14 protein-coding genes are annotated in these 15462 nt (G+C 69.8%); 6 read left to right on the top strand and 8 right to left on the bottom strand.

The genetic code is table 11. The features are described 5' to 3' along the window. Positions 1–5: 5 nt before the first annotated feature. From AOA12_RS12680 to tkt, 4 genes are read right to left on the bottom strand one after another with little or no spacing between them, the layout of a single operon-like run. Positions 6–941: a glucose-6-phosphate dehydrogenase assembly protein OpcA gene (locus AOA12_RS12680; RefSeq protein ID WP_054683266.1), complete on the bottom strand. Its 936-nt coding sequence runs from the start codon at positions 939–941 to the stop codon at positions 6–8. Beyond that, on the bottom strand, positions 938–2485 hold the full coding sequence (gene zwf, locus AOA12_RS12675) for a glucose-6-phosphate dehydrogenase (protein ID WP_054683264.1): 1548 nt from the start codon (positions 2483–2485) through the stop codon (positions 938–940). Before zwf ends, AOA12_RS12680 begins: the two co-directional genes overlap by 4 nt. Positions 2486–2516: 31 nt before the next feature. Next, positions 2517–3632, bottom strand: coding sequence for a transaldolase (gene tal, locus AOA12_RS12670; RefSeq protein ID WP_054683262.1), 1116 nt, complete (start codon positions 3630–3632; stop codon positions 2517–2519). Positions 3633–3669: 37 nt separating this feature from the next. Then, positions 3670–5760: a transketolase gene (tkt, locus tag AOA12_RS12665; RefSeq protein ID WP_054683260.1), complete on the bottom strand. Its 2091-nt coding sequence runs from the start codon at positions 5758–5760 to the stop codon at positions 3670–3672. 200 nt (positions 5761–5960) lie between these two features. Here tkt and AOA12_RS12660 point away from each other — a divergent pair, with 200 nt between their 5' ends. Beyond that, positions 5961–6887 (top strand): heme o synthase, encoded by a 927-nt coding sequence (locus tag AOA12_RS12660; protein WP_054683258.1) that lies wholly within the window; start codon positions 5961–5963, stop codon positions 6885–6887. Positions 6888–6960: 73 nt separating this feature from the next. On the opposite strand, the gene AOA12_RS12655 is transcribed toward AOA12_RS12660, so the two are convergent. The 4 genes from AOA12_RS12655 to AOA12_RS12640 all read right to left on the bottom strand — a co-directional run bounded on the left by AOA12_RS12655 (position 6961) and on the right by AOA12_RS12640 (position 11165). After that, positions 6961–8232 carry a TRAP transporter large permease gene (locus AOA12_RS12655; RefSeq protein ID WP_231637081.1) on the bottom strand — a complete coding sequence of 424 codons (1272 nt, stop codon included), beginning with the start codon at positions 8230–8232 and terminating at the stop codon, positions 6961–6963. An 11-nt stretch (positions 8233–8243) separates the two neighbouring features. Then, a complete protein-coding gene (locus AOA12_RS12650) occupies positions 8244–8966 on the bottom strand; it encodes a TRAP transporter small permease (protein ID WP_082406230.1) in 723 nt (240 codons plus the stop codon). After that, on the bottom strand, positions 8963–9976 hold the full coding sequence (gene dctP, locus AOA12_RS12645; protein WP_156366494.1) for a TRAP transporter substrate-binding protein DctP: 1014 nt from the start codon (positions 9974–9976) through the stop codon (positions 8963–8965). Before dctP ends, AOA12_RS12650 begins: the two co-directional genes overlap by 4 nt. Positions 9977–10229: 253 nt before the next feature. Next, positions 10230–11165, bottom strand: coding sequence for a COX15/CtaA family protein (locus AOA12_RS12640; RefSeq protein WP_054683252.1), 936 nt, complete (start codon positions 11163–11165; stop codon positions 10230–10232). 242 nt (positions 11166–11407) lie between these two features. On the opposite strand from AOA12_RS12640, the gene sufB reads away from it, so the two are divergent. The 5 genes from sufB to AOA12_RS12615 are packed head-to-tail and all read left to right on the top strand — an operon-like array spanning position 11408 to position 15459. Further along, on the top strand, positions 11408–12826 hold the full coding sequence (gene sufB / locus AOA12_RS12635; protein WP_054683249.1) for a Fe-S cluster assembly protein SufB: 1419 nt from the start codon (positions 11408–11410) through the stop codon (positions 12824–12826). Next, a complete protein-coding gene (gene sufD, locus AOA12_RS12630; protein WP_054683247.1) occupies positions 12826–14007 on the top strand; it encodes a Fe-S cluster assembly protein SufD in 1182 nt (393 codons plus the stop codon). Before sufB ends, sufD begins: the two co-directional genes overlap by 1 nt. Continuing rightward, positions 14004–14354: a non-heme iron oxygenase ferredoxin subunit gene (locus tag AOA12_RS12625; RefSeq protein ID WP_054683245.1), complete on the top strand. Its 351-nt coding sequence runs from the start codon at positions 14004–14006 to the stop codon at positions 14352–14354. The genes sufD and AOA12_RS12625 overlap by 4 nt, the downstream gene beginning before the upstream one ends. Before the next feature lies 1 nt (position 14355). Next, the gene (sufC, locus tag AOA12_RS12620) at positions 14356–15120 is read left to right on the top strand and encodes a Fe-S cluster assembly ATPase SufC (RefSeq protein WP_054683243.1); all 765 of its coding nucleotides are present in this window, start codon (positions 14356–14358) and stop codon (positions 15118–15120) included. A 9-nt stretch (positions 15121–15129) separates the two neighbouring features. Next, a complete protein-coding gene (locus AOA12_RS12615; RefSeq protein ID WP_054683242.1) occupies positions 15130–15459 on the top strand; it encodes a metal-sulfur cluster assembly factor in 330 nt (109 codons plus the stop codon). Positions 15460–15462: the final 3 nt, after the last annotated feature.

The raw sequence follows: 15462 nt of genomic DNA, 5'->3' as shown, positions 1-15462 counted from the left end.
GCTCCTCAGAGGCTCGTCGGCGGGTCCAGCTCGTGCCAGCCTACGGTGATCACTCGACCATAGAGCGCGTCGGCGTCGAGACGGCGCAGCTCCTCGGCGAGGCACTCGCGCAGCGTGCGGCGTGCGAGCACGATGTCGTGCGACGGCTGCCCCGGCTGCGTGAGCGTGGCATCCAGGTCGTTCGACCGTTCCAGCACGATGTCGCCGCTCGGGCGCGTGAGGCGCACGAGGCGCATGCCGTGGTCCCACTCCTCGGCCGACGCGTACACGAGCTCGACCGGCACGCGCAGCTTCAGGCGCAGCCACGCCGCGAGCAGCGCCGTCGAGGGCGAGCTCCCGGCGCCGACGACCTGCACGGAGGTGACGGGCTCGTAGGGCGGCTGGTCGAGCACGGCGGCGAGCTGCTCGCGCCAGTGCGTGAGCCGGGTCCACGCGAGGTCGGTGTCGCCGGGGGCGTAGGTCTCGCCGAGCTGCGTGAGGCGCAGCGACGTGTACGGCGGCGTCGCGGCATCGGTGATGCGGCGCTGCGCGATCCGGCCGATCGGCGAGGCCGACGGCTCGGCGGGCGGATCGTGCGGCCACCATGCGACGACGGGGGCGTCGGGAAGCAGCAGGCCGGTGATGAGGCCGGCCTCGTCGGAGGCTGCGCCGCCGCCGGCGCTGAGCACGACCACCTCGCTCGCCCCGGCGTCGCCGCCGACCCGGATCTGCGCGTCCACGCGCGCGTCGGCGTCGGCGTCGGCCATCACCACGATGACGCGCATGGGATGCTCGCGCGACGCGTCGTTGGCGGCCTCGATCGCCTCTTCGGCGTGACCGGGCCGCGTCACGATCACGAGCGTGAGCACGCGGCCCAGGGCGACCGCGCCGCCCTCCTCGCGCAGGCGCACGAGGGCGCGCGCGACCTGCGAGACCGTCGTGTCGGGAAGATCGATGATCACGGTCGCCTCCAGACCCGGCCGTCGCGGGCGAGCAGCTCGTCGGCCGACGGCGGGCCCCACGAGCCGGGGGAGTACTGCTCCAGCGGCGTGTCGAGCGAGGCCCAGTACTGCTCGACCGGATCGAGGATGCGCCACGACAGCTCGACCTCCTCGTGCCGCGGGAACAGGGGCTCGTCGCCCAGGAGCACGTCGAGGATGAGCCGTTCGTACGCCTCGGGGCTCGACTCGGTGAACGCGTGTCCGTAGCCGAAGTCCATCGTCACGTCGCGCACCTCGGTGGCCGAGCCCGGGACCTTGGAGCCGAACCGCATCGTCACGCCCTCGTCGGGCTGGATGCGGATCACGAGCGCGTTCTGGCCCTGCTCGGGCGTGTGATGGCGCTGGAAGAGGTGCTGCGGCGTGCGCTTGAAGACGACGGCGACCTCCGTCACGCGCCGCCCCAGCCGCTTGCCGGTGCGCAGGTAGAACGGCACGCCGTCCCAGCGCCGCGTCGCGATCTCGAGCTTGATGGCGGCGTACGTCTCGGTCGTCGAGCGCGGGTCCATCCCGTCCTCGTCGAGGAACGCGGTCACCTGCTCCCCGCCCTGCCAGCCCGCCGCGTACTGACCGCGCGCGGTCGCCGTCGACAGGTCGTCGGGCACGCGCACGGCGGCGAGCACCTTCTCCTTCTCGGCGCGCAGGTACTTCGCGTCGAGCGAGATCGGCTCCTCCATCGCGGTGAGGGCGAGCAGCTGCAGCAGGTGGTTCTGGATGACGTCGCGCGCCGCGCCGATGCCGTCGTAGTATCCGGCGCGCCCGGCGACGCCGATGTCCTCGGCCATCGTGATCTGCACGTGGTCGACGTAGTTCGCGTTCCAGATCGGCTCGAACATCTCGTTCGCGAAGCGCAGCGCGAGGATGTTCTGCACCGTCTCCTTGCCGAGGTAGTGGTCGATGCGGAAGATCGAGTCGGACGGGAACGCGACCTCGAGCGCCTGGTTCAGCTCGCGCGCCGTCTGCAGGTCGCTGCCGAACGGCTTCTCGATCACGACGCGGCGCCAGCTGTCGGCGTCGCGGTCGTCGACGAGCCCCGAGTCCTTGAGCTGCCGTGCGACGACGGGGAAGTCCTTCGGCGGGATCGACAGGTAGAACGCGTGGTTGCCCATCGTGCCGCGCTCCGCGTCGAGCCGCTCGACCGTCTCGCGCAGCCGTCGGAACGACGCGGCGTCGTCGAACTGCCCGGAGACGAAGCGGATGCCCTGCAGAAGCTGCTTCCACGTCTCCTCGCGGAAGGGCGTGCGGGCGTGCTGCCGCACCGCGTCGTAGACGACCTCGGCGAAGTCCTGGTCGGCCCAGTCGCGGCGCGCGAAGCCGACGAGCGCGAAGCCCGGCGGCAGCAGTCCGCGGTTGGCCAGGTCGTACACGGCCGGCATGAGCTTCTTGCGCGACAGATCGCCCGTGACGCCGAAGATCACGAGCGCGCTGGGGCCCGCGATGCGGTTGAGACGCCGGTCGTCGTCGTCGCGCAGCGGGTTGACGCCGCGCGCGATGGGAGCGCCGGTCACGAGCGGATCCCGCTCGAACGCCGGCCGTCCGTCACCGGCGGGCCTCGTCGAGTGCGGTGGCCACGGTGTTCTGGAGGTCGTGCCAGGAGGCGATGAACTTGTCGACGCCCTCGTCTTCAAGGACCTGGGTCACGTCGGCGAAGTCGACGCCCGCACGGGTGAGGGCATCGAACACGCCGTGCGCGGCAGCGTACCCGCCCGTGATCGTGTCGCCGGTGACCACGGCGTGATCGAACGTGGCCTGCAGGGTCTTCTCGGGCATCGTGTTCACGGTGCCGGGAGCGACCAGCTCGGTCACGTACAGCGTGTCCGGCAGCGCAGGATCCTTCACCCCGGTGGAGGCCCACAGCGGGCGCTGCACGTTCGCGCCAACGGCGACCAGGTCGCGGGCGCGCTTCCCGGCGAACTTCTGCTCGTACAGCTCATACGCGAGGCGGGCGTTGGCGATGCCGGCCTTGCCCTTCAGCGCGAGCGCCTCGGGTGTGCCGATCGCGGCCAGGCGCTTGTCGACCTCGGTGTCCACCCGGGAGACGAAGAACGAGGCGACCGAGTGGATGCTCGCGAGGTCAAAGTCGCCGCTGTGGGCACGCTCCAGTCCGGCGAGGTACGCGTCGATGACCTCGGCGTAACGCTCCAGCGAGAAGATCAGCGTCACGTTCACGCTGATACCGGCCGCGATCACCTCGGTGATCGCGGGCAGGCCCGCCTTGGTGGCCGGGATCTTGATCAGCGTGTTCGGACGATCCACCGCCTTCCACAACCGCTTCGCCTCCGTCACCGTCGCGGCCGTGTCGTGCGCCAGGTCGGGAGACACCTCGATCGACACCCGCCCGTCCACACCGCGCGTGGCATCGTAGACGGGGCGGAAGACATCGGCCGCGTCACGCACGTCCGCGGTCGTCAGCGCGAAGATCGCCGCATCCGCGTCCGCGCCCTCCGCGGCCAACCGGGACAGCGCCTCCCGGTACGAGTCGTCCGACGCGTTCCCGATCGCGCCCTGGAAGATCGTCGGGTTCGTGGTCACACCCGTGACATCACGCGTGGCGACCAGATCGGCCAGATTCCCGGACGAGATCCGGGAACGCGACAGATCATCGAGCCAGATACTCACACCGGCAACGGACAAAGCCTGAGTAGGGGAGGTCATGCGTTTCTTCCTTCGGAGCGTGGAGTCCAGCAGGGGGTCAGCCGTCCGCGAGCGTCGCCCGGGCGGCGTCGACGACCGCCTCGGCGGTGACGCCGAACTCGCGGAACAGGGTCTTGTAGTCGGCGGAGGCGCCGAAGTGGTCGATGCCGACGGTGCGCCCGCGGTCGCCCACGACGCTCTTCCACAGCGGGGTCGTGCCGGCCTCGACCGACACGCGGGCGGTCACCGCGGACGGCAGCACGCTCTCGCGGTACGCCTCGTCCTGCTCGGCGAACCACTCCAGTGACGGAGCCGAGACGACGCGGGCCCTCACGCCCTCGGCGGCGAGGGTCTCGCGCGCCTGCACGGCGAGCTGCACCTCGGAGCCGGTCGCGACCAGGATCACGTCGGGGTGCGCGCCGTCCTCGAGCCCGGGGGCGTCGATGAGCACGTACGCGCCCTTGGCGACGCCCTCGGTCGTCGCGAAGCCGTCCTCGCCGCGCGGGAAGACGGGCACGTTCTGCCGGGTGAGGGCGATGCCCGTGGGCCCGCCGTGGCGGCGGAGGATCTCCAGCCACGCGGCCGCGGTCTCGTTCGCGTCGGCCGGACGGACGACGGTGAAGTTCGGGATGAGGCGCAGCGAGGCGAGCTGCTCGATCGGCTGGTGCGTCGGGCCGTCCTCGCCGAGCGCGACCGAGTCGTGCGTCCACACGAACACGCTCGGCACGTTCATCAGCGCCGCCAGGCGCACCGCGGGGCGCATGTAGTCGCTGAAGATGAGGAACGTGCCGCCGAAGGCGCGCGTCGGGCCGTGCAGCACGATGCCGTTGACGATCGCGCCCATCGCGTGCTCGCGGATGCCGAAGTGCAGCACGCGCCCGTACGGGTCGCCCGACCACTCGTGGGTCGACCACTCCGCGGGGACGAAGCTCTTCGCGCCCTTGATCGTGGTCAGGTTCGACTCGGCCAGGTCGGCCGATCCGCCCCACAGCTCGGGGAGCTCGGCGGCCAGGGCGTTGATGACCTGGCCCGACGCCGCCCGGGTGGCGACGTCCTTGCCGGTCTCGAACACGGGCAGCGCGTCCTCGATCCCCTCGGGCAGCGCGTGCGCCTCGAGGCGGTCCAGCAGGGCCTTGCGCTCCGGGTGCGCGGCGGCCCACGCATCGAACGAGGCCTGCCAGGCGGCGCGCGCCTCGGCGGCACGGCCGGCCAGGCCGCGGGTGTGCGCGATGACGTCGTCCGCGACCTCGAAGGCCTGCTCCGGGTCGAAGCCGAGCGCGGTCTTCGTGGCGGCCAGCTCGTCGGCGCCCAGGGCGGAGCCGTGGATCTTGCCCGTGTTCTGCTTGCCGGGGGCGGGCCATCCGATGATCGTCCTCAGGATGATCAGCGACGGGCGGCCGGTCTCGGCCCGGGCTTGCTCGATCGCCGCGTACAGCTCCTGCACGTCCTCGACGTATGCGCCGGTCCTCTTCCAGTCGACCTCGAGCACCTGCCAGCCGTACGCCTCGTAGCGGGCCCGCACATCCTCCGTGAACGCGATCGTCGTGTCGTCCTCGATCGAGATCTGGTTCGAGTCGTAGATCGCGATCAGGTTGCCCAGCCGCTGGTGGCCCGCCAGCGAGCCCGCCTCGCTGGTCACGCCCTCCTGCAGGTCGCCGTCGCCGGCGATCACGTACACGAAGTGGTCGAACGGCGAGGTGCCGGCCGGGGCCTCCGGGTCGAACAGGCCGCGCTCGTAGCGCGCCGCGTACGCGAACCCGACCGCGGAGGCCAGACCCTGGCCCAGCGGACCCGTCGTGATCTCCACGCCCTTGGTGTGGCCGTACTCCGGGTGCCCGGGCGTCTTCGAGCCCCACGTGCGCAGCGCCTTCAGGTCGTCGAGCTCGAGGCCGAACCCGCCCAGGTACAGCTGCACGTACTGCGTCAGCGACGAGTGGCCCGCCGACAGGATGAACCGGTCGCGTCCCAGCCAGTCGGTGTCGGCCGGGTCGTGGCGCAGCACGCGCTGGTACAGCAGATACGCGACCGGTGCCAGGCTCATCGCGGTGCCGGGGTGGCCGTTGCCGACCCTCTCCACGGCATCCGCCGCCAGCACGCGCGCCGTGTCCACGGCACGTCGATCGATCTCATCCCACTGCAGTTCCGACACGTCGGTCGCCTTTCATTCGAGCGCCGCGGGCGACTCGCCCCCCGTTCCGGGAAGCTGGATCTGGACGGGAGGCCGGGTCTGGAGGTGAAGGGGTGTCGGCCACGGGCGCCCGAACAGCATATCGAAGGGGCGCGGAACGGAGGGGCGGGGAACCGGGCCATGGCCTAGACTTGGCGGGACCCCGGAGGTGGCCAGTTCACATGACGAGTACGCGCGCGCCCGAAACGGACTCGGCGACCACGCGTCGCCGCATCGGCAGGACGATCCGCGCCTATGTCGCGCTGACCAAGCCCCGGGTGCTCGAGCTGCTGCTCGTCACGACCGTGCCGGTCATGATCCTCGCGCAGCAGGGCATGCCCGACCTGTGGCTCGTGCTCGCGACCGTCATCGGGGGATCGCTGAGCGCGGGCTCCGCCGCGTCGTTCAACATGTACCTCGACCGCGACATCGACGCGCACATGGCGCGCACCGACAACCGGCCGATCGTCACGGGCGAGGTCTCGCCGCGCGCCGCGCTCGTCTTCTCGTGGGTGCTGGCCGTGGCGTCCACCGTCTGGCTCGCCGTCACGACGAACTGGCTCGCCGCGGCGCTGAGCGCGTTCGCGATCTTCTTCTACGTCGTCGTCTACACGATGATCCTCAAGCGCCGGACCGAGCAGAACATCGTGTGGGGCGGCATCGCCGGCTGCTTCCCGGTGCTCATCGGCTGGTCGGCCGTCACGGGATCGCTCACCTGGGCGCCGTGGATCCTCTTCCTCGTCGTCTTCCTCTGGACGCCCCCGCACTACTGGCCGCTGTCGATGAAGTACAAGGACGACTACGAGGACGTCGACGTGCCGATGCTCGGCGCGACGCGCGACAGCACGCAGGTCGGCCTGCAGGTCATCCTCTACGCCTGGGCGACGCTCGCCGCGTCGCTGCTGCTCATCCCCGTGGCGCCCATGGGACTCGTCTACACGGTCTCGGCGCTCGTCTTCGGCGGCTGGTTCGTCGTCGAGTCGCACATCCTCTACAACCGCTCGGTGCGCGGCGAGCAGATCAAGCCCATGCGCGTCTTCCACGCGTCGATCACCTACCTCACGCTGCTGTTCGTGGCGATCGCGATCGACCCGCTGCTCCCGTTCTGACCGTCTGAGCAGGCCAGTGCGGCCGGCCCCTCGTGTGAGGGACCGGCCGCAACGTGTTGCTGGCGGGAGTGCGCTACATCGCGTTCGGCAGCCAGAGCACGATCTCGGGCCACAGGATGAAGACCACGGCCACGATCGCCATCGCGATCGCGTACGGCGCGGCACCCCGGAACACCTCCACCGTGTCTCGTCGCGCCGAACGCGCGACGACGAAGATGTTGAGGCCGAGGGGCGGCGTGATGAGGCCGATCTCGCCCATGAGCACGATGAACACGCCGAACCACACCGCGTCATAGCCCAGCAGCACGACGAGCGGCAGCACGATGGGCACCGTGAGCGCGATGATCGCGAGCTGGTCCATGAAGAAACCGAGCACGATGTAGAGCACCAGCAGGATCAGCATGATGACGAGCGGCGGCACGTCGAGCCCGCCGACCCACGCGACGAGCTCCGCCGTGCTGCCGGTCTTGGCGAACGCGTAGCCGAAGACGTGCGCGGCGATCACGATCGCGAAGATCATGCCGGTCGACTTCACCGTGTCGAGGAGCGAATGCCAGATGCCGTAGAGCGTGGCCTTGCCGCGCAGCGCCGCGTAGACGAACGCCGCGAGGGCGCCGACGGCGGCCGACTCCGTCGGCGTCGCGATGCCGAGAAAGATGAGGCCGATCACGACGATGAAGATCGCGAAGATCGGCAGCGCGTTCGCGAGACTCTTGAGCTTGCTCGACCAGTCGGTGGCCTCGCCCGAGGGCAGGGTCACGCGGCGCAGGATCGCCGGCAGGTACATCGTGAACAGCAGCGCCGCCGCGATGATGATGCCCGGCACGAGGCCCGCGATGATCATGTCGCCGACGTTGGCCTCGGCTGTGATGGCATAGAAGACCAGGATGACGCTCGGCGGGATCATTCCGGCGAGCGTGCCGACCGATGCCACGATGCCCGACGCGGTCTCGGGACGGTACCCCTCGCGGATCATCTGCTTGGTCGTTGTCTGGGCGAGGGTCGCGGCCGCCGCTGTCGACGAGCCCGAGACCGACGAGAAGCCGACGCCGGCCGCGATCGACGCGACGCCGGTGCCGCCCGGCAGGCGCCCGAACCACGTGCGGGCGGTCGTGAAGAGGGCATCCATCATTCCGGAGAGCAGCATGAAGTGCGCCATCAGGATGAACAGCGGGATCGCCGTCAGCGACAGGCTCTGCACGGAGCCGAGGGGGATCACCTCCATGACGCCGACGACGCCCTCGGCGGAGAACTGGGCGATGAGGCCCACCAGGCCGGCGACGAGGATCGCGAAGGCGACCGGCACGCGCAGCATGATGAGGACGACGAGAACGGCCAGGAGCATCAGCGCGAGCATCAGCGGATTCCCTTCTTGCGGCCACCGGGAATCTGCGTCACGGCGGTCGTCGGTGGCGCGTCGGTGTCGAACGCGTCGTCGGTGAGCACGGGGACCGCGGCGATCGCCTCGTCGACGTCATCGCCGGGCTCGTAGTTCGTGCGCGGCGCGTCCCAGGGAGAGAAGACCTCGCGGACCAGGTCGATGCCGACCACGACGATTCCCAGTCCCATCGAGATCGGCACGATGATCTGCATGATCCACCCGGGGATGAGCAGTTCCGACGATCCCGGCACGGGGCCCATCGAGATGGCGATCGCGTACGCCGTGCCCGAGATGCCGGCCCAGAACAGGGAGCCGAGCCCGATGAGCACGGCCACGTAGCTGAGCACGAGCAGCGGCTTCTTCGCGCGTTCCGGCATCCTGTTGAACAGGCTGACCACGGCGATGTGCGCGCCGCCGCGATAGGCGGCGACGATCCCGAAGAACGCCGTCGCGGTCAGAAGGTACATCTCGATGAAGGCGACCGACCAGCCGATGGGCGCGTCGAAGACGGCGCGCGCCACGATGCCCACGATCACGAGGATCGTGGTGAGCACGATCGCGATGCTCGCGATGACGGCGCACACGGCCGAGATCGCGTTCTGGATGCGGTCGAGCCGAGGGTGCGTTGCGGTGATATAGCCGAAGGGCGTGCGTTCGACGCCGGTCTCGGCGTGAGCGGTCGGGGCGGTGGCGTTCATCGGTCTCCTCCTGTCAGACGCTGCTCGACATCGGCGAGAGCGTCGCCGGCGGGGATGCCGACGCTCTCCAGGTCGCTCACCCAGCTCTCACGGATGTTCTCCAGCGCTCCGCTCCACTGGGCGCGATTGCTGTCGTCGACGGGAGTGAAGACCACGCCCGCGTCTTCGAGCGTGCCGGTCGCGCCGGCGTTCGCTTCGGCGAGCGTCTCGCACGTGCCGTCGTGTGCGAGCGCGGACGCCTCGACCAGCACCGCCTGCTGCGCCTCGTCGAGCTCTTCCCACGCCTCGTGGTTGATCGTGAGGTAGAAGCTCGTCGCCCCCAGGTTGGCACCCGCCGTGCTGTAGCCGATCTCATCGACGAGTCCGTACGCGTTGATGACGTACGGGGAGGTCGTGAGGCCCGCGACGGTGCCGCGCGCGACGGCCTCGTAGATGTCGCCGGAGGGCAGCTGCACGGGTGCGGCGCCGAGACCGTAGATGACGCGGTCGCTGATGCCGCCCGCGCTGCGGATGAGCAGGCCGTGCAGATCGTCGGGCGTCGTGATCTGCTGCGTCGAGGTGATCACCTCGAGATCGGCGATGAGTCCTCCCCACAGCACCTGGATGTTGCGCGCGTGCAGTTCGTTCTCATAGACGAAGCCACCCGGCCGCATCGTGCCGGCGATGATGTCGCTCGCCTCGCACGTGTCCTCCGCGAGACCCGGCAGGTCGCCGATGCCCGTGAGCGGCACCTCGTTGGCCAGATACGACGGCACGAGGTAGCCGATGTCGACGGCGCGCGTGCGCACGAGGTTCAGCATGTCGGCCTGGCTGCCGAGCTGGCCGGCGCCGTAGTAGTCGAGCTCGAGCCCGACGGCGGGCCCGTGCTCTCGGATGTACTCGAGGAAGACCTGCGATCCGCCCTTGCCCACGGGGTGCTTCGCGGAGAAGCCGTCGGCCATGACGAGCGTGACGGTTCCGTCCTTCTCGCCGGCCGCCGTGCATCCTGACGCGATCAGCGCCAAGCCCACCGCGAGCGCCGCAACGGGCGCTCCTCGCCGAATACGGGTGTGTGTCCTCAACCTCGGCCTCCGATCGTCGTCGATCTCGCTCGCACGTTCGCGCGGTCGTGCCCACCCTATTGCACTTTACGTACAAACTATATTTCGTTCAGAAGAAATCGGGCACTGCGAAGCGAGGGGCGACGCGTCGTACGGTGCGGTCGAGGGCGCGCGGAGTCCTCCGGATCGCGGCCGAGAGACCGCCGGGGAGACGGCCGGCGGCTCAGCCCGCGACGCGCCTCTTCAGGCGCAGCACGACGACCGTGTAGACGGACGCCGAGATCGCGGCCAGCACCATGTGGACGCCGACGAGCAGCGGCGGCAGTCCCTCGCGCGCCTGCCACACGCCCACGAAGACCTGTACGGCGATCACGACGGCGAGGGCGACGAGCCAGGCGCGCGGCGGCAGCCGCAGCGCGAACGCCGCGATCGTGAGCACGAGGACCAGCCCCGCGAGGATGTAGCCGGGCCACGAGTGCACGTGCGCGAGCAGGGAGGCGTCGAAGCCGTCGCGCACGACGGTCGCATCGCCCGAGTGCGGGCCGGATCCGGTCGTGAGCACGCCGAACACGATCGTGACGGCGAGGGCGAGCCCCGTGACGTGGCTGAGGACGGCGAACCACGCGGGGACGGCCCGCTCGCGGGCGCCGGCCCCGTCGTGGCAGCGGACGACCACGACCGTGCAGACGCACACGAGCACGAGCGACGCGATGTAGTGGAAGCCGACGATGTACGGGTTGAGCCCCGTCAGCACCGTGATGCCGCCCACGACGGCCTGGGCGACGATGCCGCCCATGATGATCCACGCGAGCACGAACAGGTCGCGGCGGCTCTCCCGCAGCCGCCACACGAGGACGAGCAGCACGAGCGCGAGGATCCCGAGGATCGGGCTCATCATGCGGTTGCCGAACTCGATGAGCGAGTGGATGCCGTCGTCGACGAGCGCGGCGGTCGGCACGAGGGACTCGGGCGTGCACATCGGCCACGTGGGGCAGCCGAGGCCCGATCCGGTGAGCCGCACGGCGCCGCCGGTGCCGATGATGACGACGTTGCCGATGAGGTTCAGCCACGCGAGCAGCCGGATGCGCCCGTCGACCCGCTCGGGCAGCCAGGCGGCGGAGCGTCCGCGCGGTCGGTCGATGGTCCGTGCGTCGCTCATGCGCGTCGCCCCCCTCGTAACACGCGCCCGGGTGGGGCGCACGGCCATGCCCGGGTCGGGCGTTGCCTGTAGACTTGGATGCTGGACGAGGGCCGCCGCAGGGCACCGTCGTCCAGCCCAGTCTAGGCGCGATGCACGTGCCGTGAATGTGGCCCGGCAAGCGGCATCCTCTCTCGTCCACTCCCGAGAGCAAGGGAATGCCGGGACGGATGACACCGTTCGGGTCCATAAGGAGGAAGCTCATGTCCGATGTGCTGATCGACCGCCCGGAGCTCGAAGGCCTCGGCGTGTACGAGTTCGGCTGGCACGACCCCGACGCCGCCGGCGCGAGCGCCAAGCGCGGTCTGAGCGAGGCCGTCGTGCGAGACATCTCGGCGCTCAAGAGCGAGCCCGAGTGGATGCTGAAGACGCGCCTGAAAGGTCTGCAGCTGTTCGGGCGCAAGCCCATGCCGACGTGGGGCGCCGACCTCAGCGACATCGACTTCGACAACATCAAGTACTTCGTGCGCTCCACCGAGAAGCAGGCGCAGTCGTGGGAGGACCTCCCCGAGGACATCCGCAACACGTATGAGCGCCTGGGCATCCCCGAGGCCGAGCGCCAGCGTCTCGTCGCGGGCGTCGCGGCGCAGTACGAGTCGGAGGTCGTGTACCACCAGATCCGCGAGGACCTGGAGGCGCAGGGCGTCATCTTCCTCGACACCGACACGGCGCTGCGCGAGCACCCCGAGTTCTTCGAGGAGTACTTCGGTACCGTCATCCCCGCGGGCGACAACAAGTTCGCGGCGCTCAACACGGCCGTCTGGTCGGGCGGCTCGTTCGTCTACGTGCCGAAGGGCGTGCACGTCGAGATCCCGCTGCAGGCCTACTTCCGCATCAACACCGAGAACATGGGCCAGTTCGAGCGCACGCTCATCATCGCCGACGAGGACTCGTACGTGCACTACATCGAGGGCTGCACGGCCCCGATCTACAAGAGCGACTCGCTGCACTCGGCCGTCGTCGAGATCATCGTGAAGAAGAACGCGCGCGTGCGCTACACGACGATCCAGAACTGGTCGAACAACGTCTACAACCTCGTCACCAAGCGCGCCGTCGCGCACGAGGGCGCGACGATGGAGTGGGTCGACGGCAACATCGGCTCCAAGGTGACGATGAAGTACCCGTCGATCTTCCTCGTGGGCGAGCACGCCAAGGGCGAGACGCTGTCGGTCGCCTTCGCGGGCCCCGGCCAGCACCAGGACGCGGGCGCGAAGATGATCCACCAGGCGCCCTACACGCAGTCGTCGATCGTCTCCAAGTCGATCGCGCGCGGCGGCGGTCGCGCCGGTTACCGTGGCGAGGTGCGGGTGGATGCAGGCGCGCATCACTCGGCCAACACGGTGCGCTGCGACGCGCTGCTCGTCGACACCATCTCGCGCAGCGACACGTATCCGGCGATCGACATCCGCGTCGACGACGTGCAGCTCGGCCACGAGGCGACCGTCTCGAAGGTGAGCGAGGAGCAGCTGTTCTACCTGCAGTCGCGCGGCATGCCCGAGGACGAGGCGATGGCGATGATCGTGCGCGGCTTCATTGAGCCGATCGCCCGCGAGCTGCCCATGGAGTACGCCCTCGAGCTCAACAAGCTCATCGAGATGGGCATGGAAGGATCCGTCGGCTGATGACGACCGCCACGACAGCCCCCGCGCGCGAGGGGCACATCGACCCTGCCGCCGCGTTCGTCCCGGTGCAGACGCGCTCCGAGCGCCCCACCTCGTACGACCCCGCCGACTTCGGCCAGCCGACGGGCCGCGAGGTCAACTGGAAGCACACGCCCGTCGCGCGGCTGAAGGCCCTGCTGGCCGACGAGCCCACGGCCGAGGGTGCCGTCGCGTACGGCACCGACGGCGTGCCCGAGGGCGTGATCGTCGCATCGATGGGTCACGACGCGGCCGTGCGCGGCGAGCACTTCCGCCCCGAGGACCTGCCGAGCGCGCTCGCCTGGAAGCACGCCGCGAACGCGCTGCACGTGCGCATCCCCGCCGACGCCGAGCTCGACGCGCCCGTGCGCGTCGACGTCACGGGCACGGGCGGGCTCGCCCACGCCCACGTGATCGTCGAGGCGCTGCCGCACGCGCGCGCGACCGTGCTGCTCTACCACTCGGGAACGGCGCAGTACGCGCAGAACGTCGAGATCATCGTGCGCGACGGCGCGGCGCTGAACCTCGTGACGGTGCAGCGCTGGGACGACGACGCCGTGCACGTGTCGGCGCACCAGGCGCGCGTCGACCGCGACGCGTCGCTCACCCACGTCGTCGTGAGCCTCGGCGGCGGCGTCGTGCGGGTGAACCCGTCGGTCGAGCTGGCCGGCCCCGGCGCCGACGGCAAGCTCTACGGGCTGTCGTTCGCCGACGGCGGCCAGCACCTGGAGAGCCAGGTCTACCTGCACCACAAGGGGCCGCACACCGTCGGCGACGTGCTGTACAAGGGCGCCCTGCAGGGCGCCGAGGCGCACAGCGTGTGGATCGGCGACGTGCTGATCGGCCCGGACGCCACGGGCACCGACTCCTACGAGGCGAACCGCAACCTCGTGCTGACCGAGGGCGCCCGCGCCGACTCGATCCCGAACCTGGAGATCGAGACCGGCGACATCGTGGGCGCGGGGCACGCGAGCGCGACCGGCCGCTTCGACGACGAGCAGCTCTTCTACCTGCAGGCGCGCGGCATCCCCGAGGACGAGGCGCGCCGCCTGGTCGTGCTGGGCTTCCTCGGCGAGATCGCGCAGAAGACCGGCATCCCCGCCCTCGAGGAGGAGCTCACGGCCGCGATCGAGGAAGAGCTCGCCAGCGGAGCCGATGCATGACCGTCCAGCGGGTTCTGAGCCTCAGCGACCTCACGACCGACACCGCGGTGCGGATCGAGGTCGACGGCGTCGCCATCGCCGTCGTGCTCGACGGCAACGGTGAGGTGCACGCGATCGGCGATCGCTGCACGCACGGCGACGTGTCGCTCTCCGACGGCTTCGTCGAGGGCGACGCGCTGGAGTGCTGGGCCCACGGCTCGGCCTTCTCGCTGCGGACCGGACACCCGCGCAATCTCCCGGCGTTCGAGCCGGTGCCCGTCTACGAAGTCACGATCGACGGCGACGACGTGCTGATCGACCCCTCCGTCACCAAAGACGTGACCCAAGAAGTGAACGAAGGAATCTGACATGGCTGTTCTCGAGATCCGCGACCTGCACGTGACGGTCGAAACGGAGGCGGGCGAGACCCCGATCCTCAACGGTGTCGATCTCACCGTGCGCACGGGGGAGACCCACGCGATCATGGGCCCCAACGGCTCCGGCAAGTCGACGCTCGCCTACACGATCGCCGGCCACCCCAAGTACACCGTCACGGGCGGGACGATCACGCTCGACGGCGAAGACGTGCTGGAGATGTCGGTCGACGAGCGCGCCCGCGCCGGCCTCTTCCTCGCGATGCAGTACCCCGTGGAGATCCCGGGCGTGACGGTCACGAACTTCCTGCGCACCGCGAAGACCGCGATCGACGGCGAGGCGCCCTCGATCCGCACGTGGACCAAGGAGGTCAAGGAGGCCATGAAGAACCTCCGCATGGACCCGAAGTTCGCGCAGCGCAACGTCAACGAGGGATTCTCCGGCGGCGAGAAGAAGCGGCACGAGATCCTGCAGCTCGAGGTGCTCAAGCCCGCGATCGCCGTGCTCGACGAGACCGACTCGGGTCTCGACGTCGACGCCCTCAAGATCGTCTCGGAGGGCGTCAACCGCGCCAAGGAGCAGACCAACCTCGGCGTGCTGCTGATCACGCACTACACGCGCATCCTCCGCTACATCAAGCCTGACCACGTGCACGTCATGGTCGCGGGCCGCATCGCGGAGGAGGGCGGCCCCGAGCTGGCCGAGCGTCTGGAGGAGGAAGGCTACGATCGCTACCTCACCGAGACGGCGGACGCCTAGGATCGGTTCATGACCACGACCCTCACCCCCGAGAAGTACGACGAGGTCACCGAGGCGCTCAAGGACGTCATGGATCCCGAGCTGGGGATCAACGTCGTCGACCTGGGCCTCATCTACGACCTCAGCTGGGATGACGAGAACGACGCGCTCGTCATCCACATGACGCTGACCTCTGCGGGATGCCCGCTCACCGACGTGCTCGAGGAGCAGACGGCGCAGGCGCTGGACAACGTGGTCGATCAGTTCCGCATCAACTGGGTGTGGATGCCGCCGTGGGGCCCCGAGCGCATCACCGACGACGGCCGGGACATGATGCGGGCGCTCGGGTTCGCCATCTGACGG

Source organism: Microbacterium sp. No. 7 (genome assembly GCF_001314225.1).
Lineage (GTDB): Bacteria > Actinomycetota > Actinomycetes > Actinomycetales > Microbacteriaceae > Microbacterium.
This window is presented reverse-complemented; position numbering and strand designations above follow the sequence as displayed.

Excerpts from the sequence above, each read along its gene's own strand:
- AOA12_RS12640 (WP_054683252.1), bottom strand. The coding sequence starts at position 11,165 with ATGAGCGACGCACGGACCATCGACCGACCGCGCGGACGCTCCGCCGCC.
- AOA12_RS12615 (WP_054683242.1), top strand. The coding sequence starts at position 15,130 with ATGACCACGACCCTCACCCCCGAGAAGTACGACGAGGTCACCGAGGCG.
- AOA12_RS12660 (WP_054683258.1), top strand. The coding sequence starts at position 5,961 with ATGACGAGTACGCGCGCGCCCGAAACGGACTCGGCGACCACGCGTCGC.
- sufB (WP_054683249.1), top strand. The coding sequence starts at position 11,408 with ATGTCCGATGTGCTGATCGACCGCCCGGAGCTCGAAGGCCTCGGCGTG.
- AOA12_RS12655 (WP_231637081.1), bottom strand. The coding sequence starts at position 8,232 with ATGCTCCTGGCCGTTCTCGTCGTCCTCATCATGCTGCGCGTGCCGGTC.
- AOA12_RS12650 (WP_082406230.1), bottom strand. The coding sequence starts at position 8,966 with ATGAACGCCACCGCCCCGACCGCTCACGCCGAGACCGGCGTCGAACGC.
- sufD (WP_054683247.1), top strand. The coding sequence starts at position 12,826 with ATGACGACCGCCACGACAGCCCCCGCGCGCGAGGGGCACATCGACCCT.
- AOA12_RS12625 (WP_054683245.1), top strand. The coding sequence starts at position 14,004 with ATGACCGTCCAGCGGGTTCTGAGCCTCAGCGACCTCACGACCGACACC.
- sufC (WP_054683243.1), top strand. The coding sequence starts at position 14,356 with ATGGCTGTTCTCGAGATCCGCGACCTGCACGTGACGGTCGAAACGGAG.
- tal (WP_054683262.1), bottom strand. The coding sequence starts at position 3,632 with ATGACCTCCCCTACTCAGGCTTTGTCCGTTGCCGGTGTGAGTATCTGG.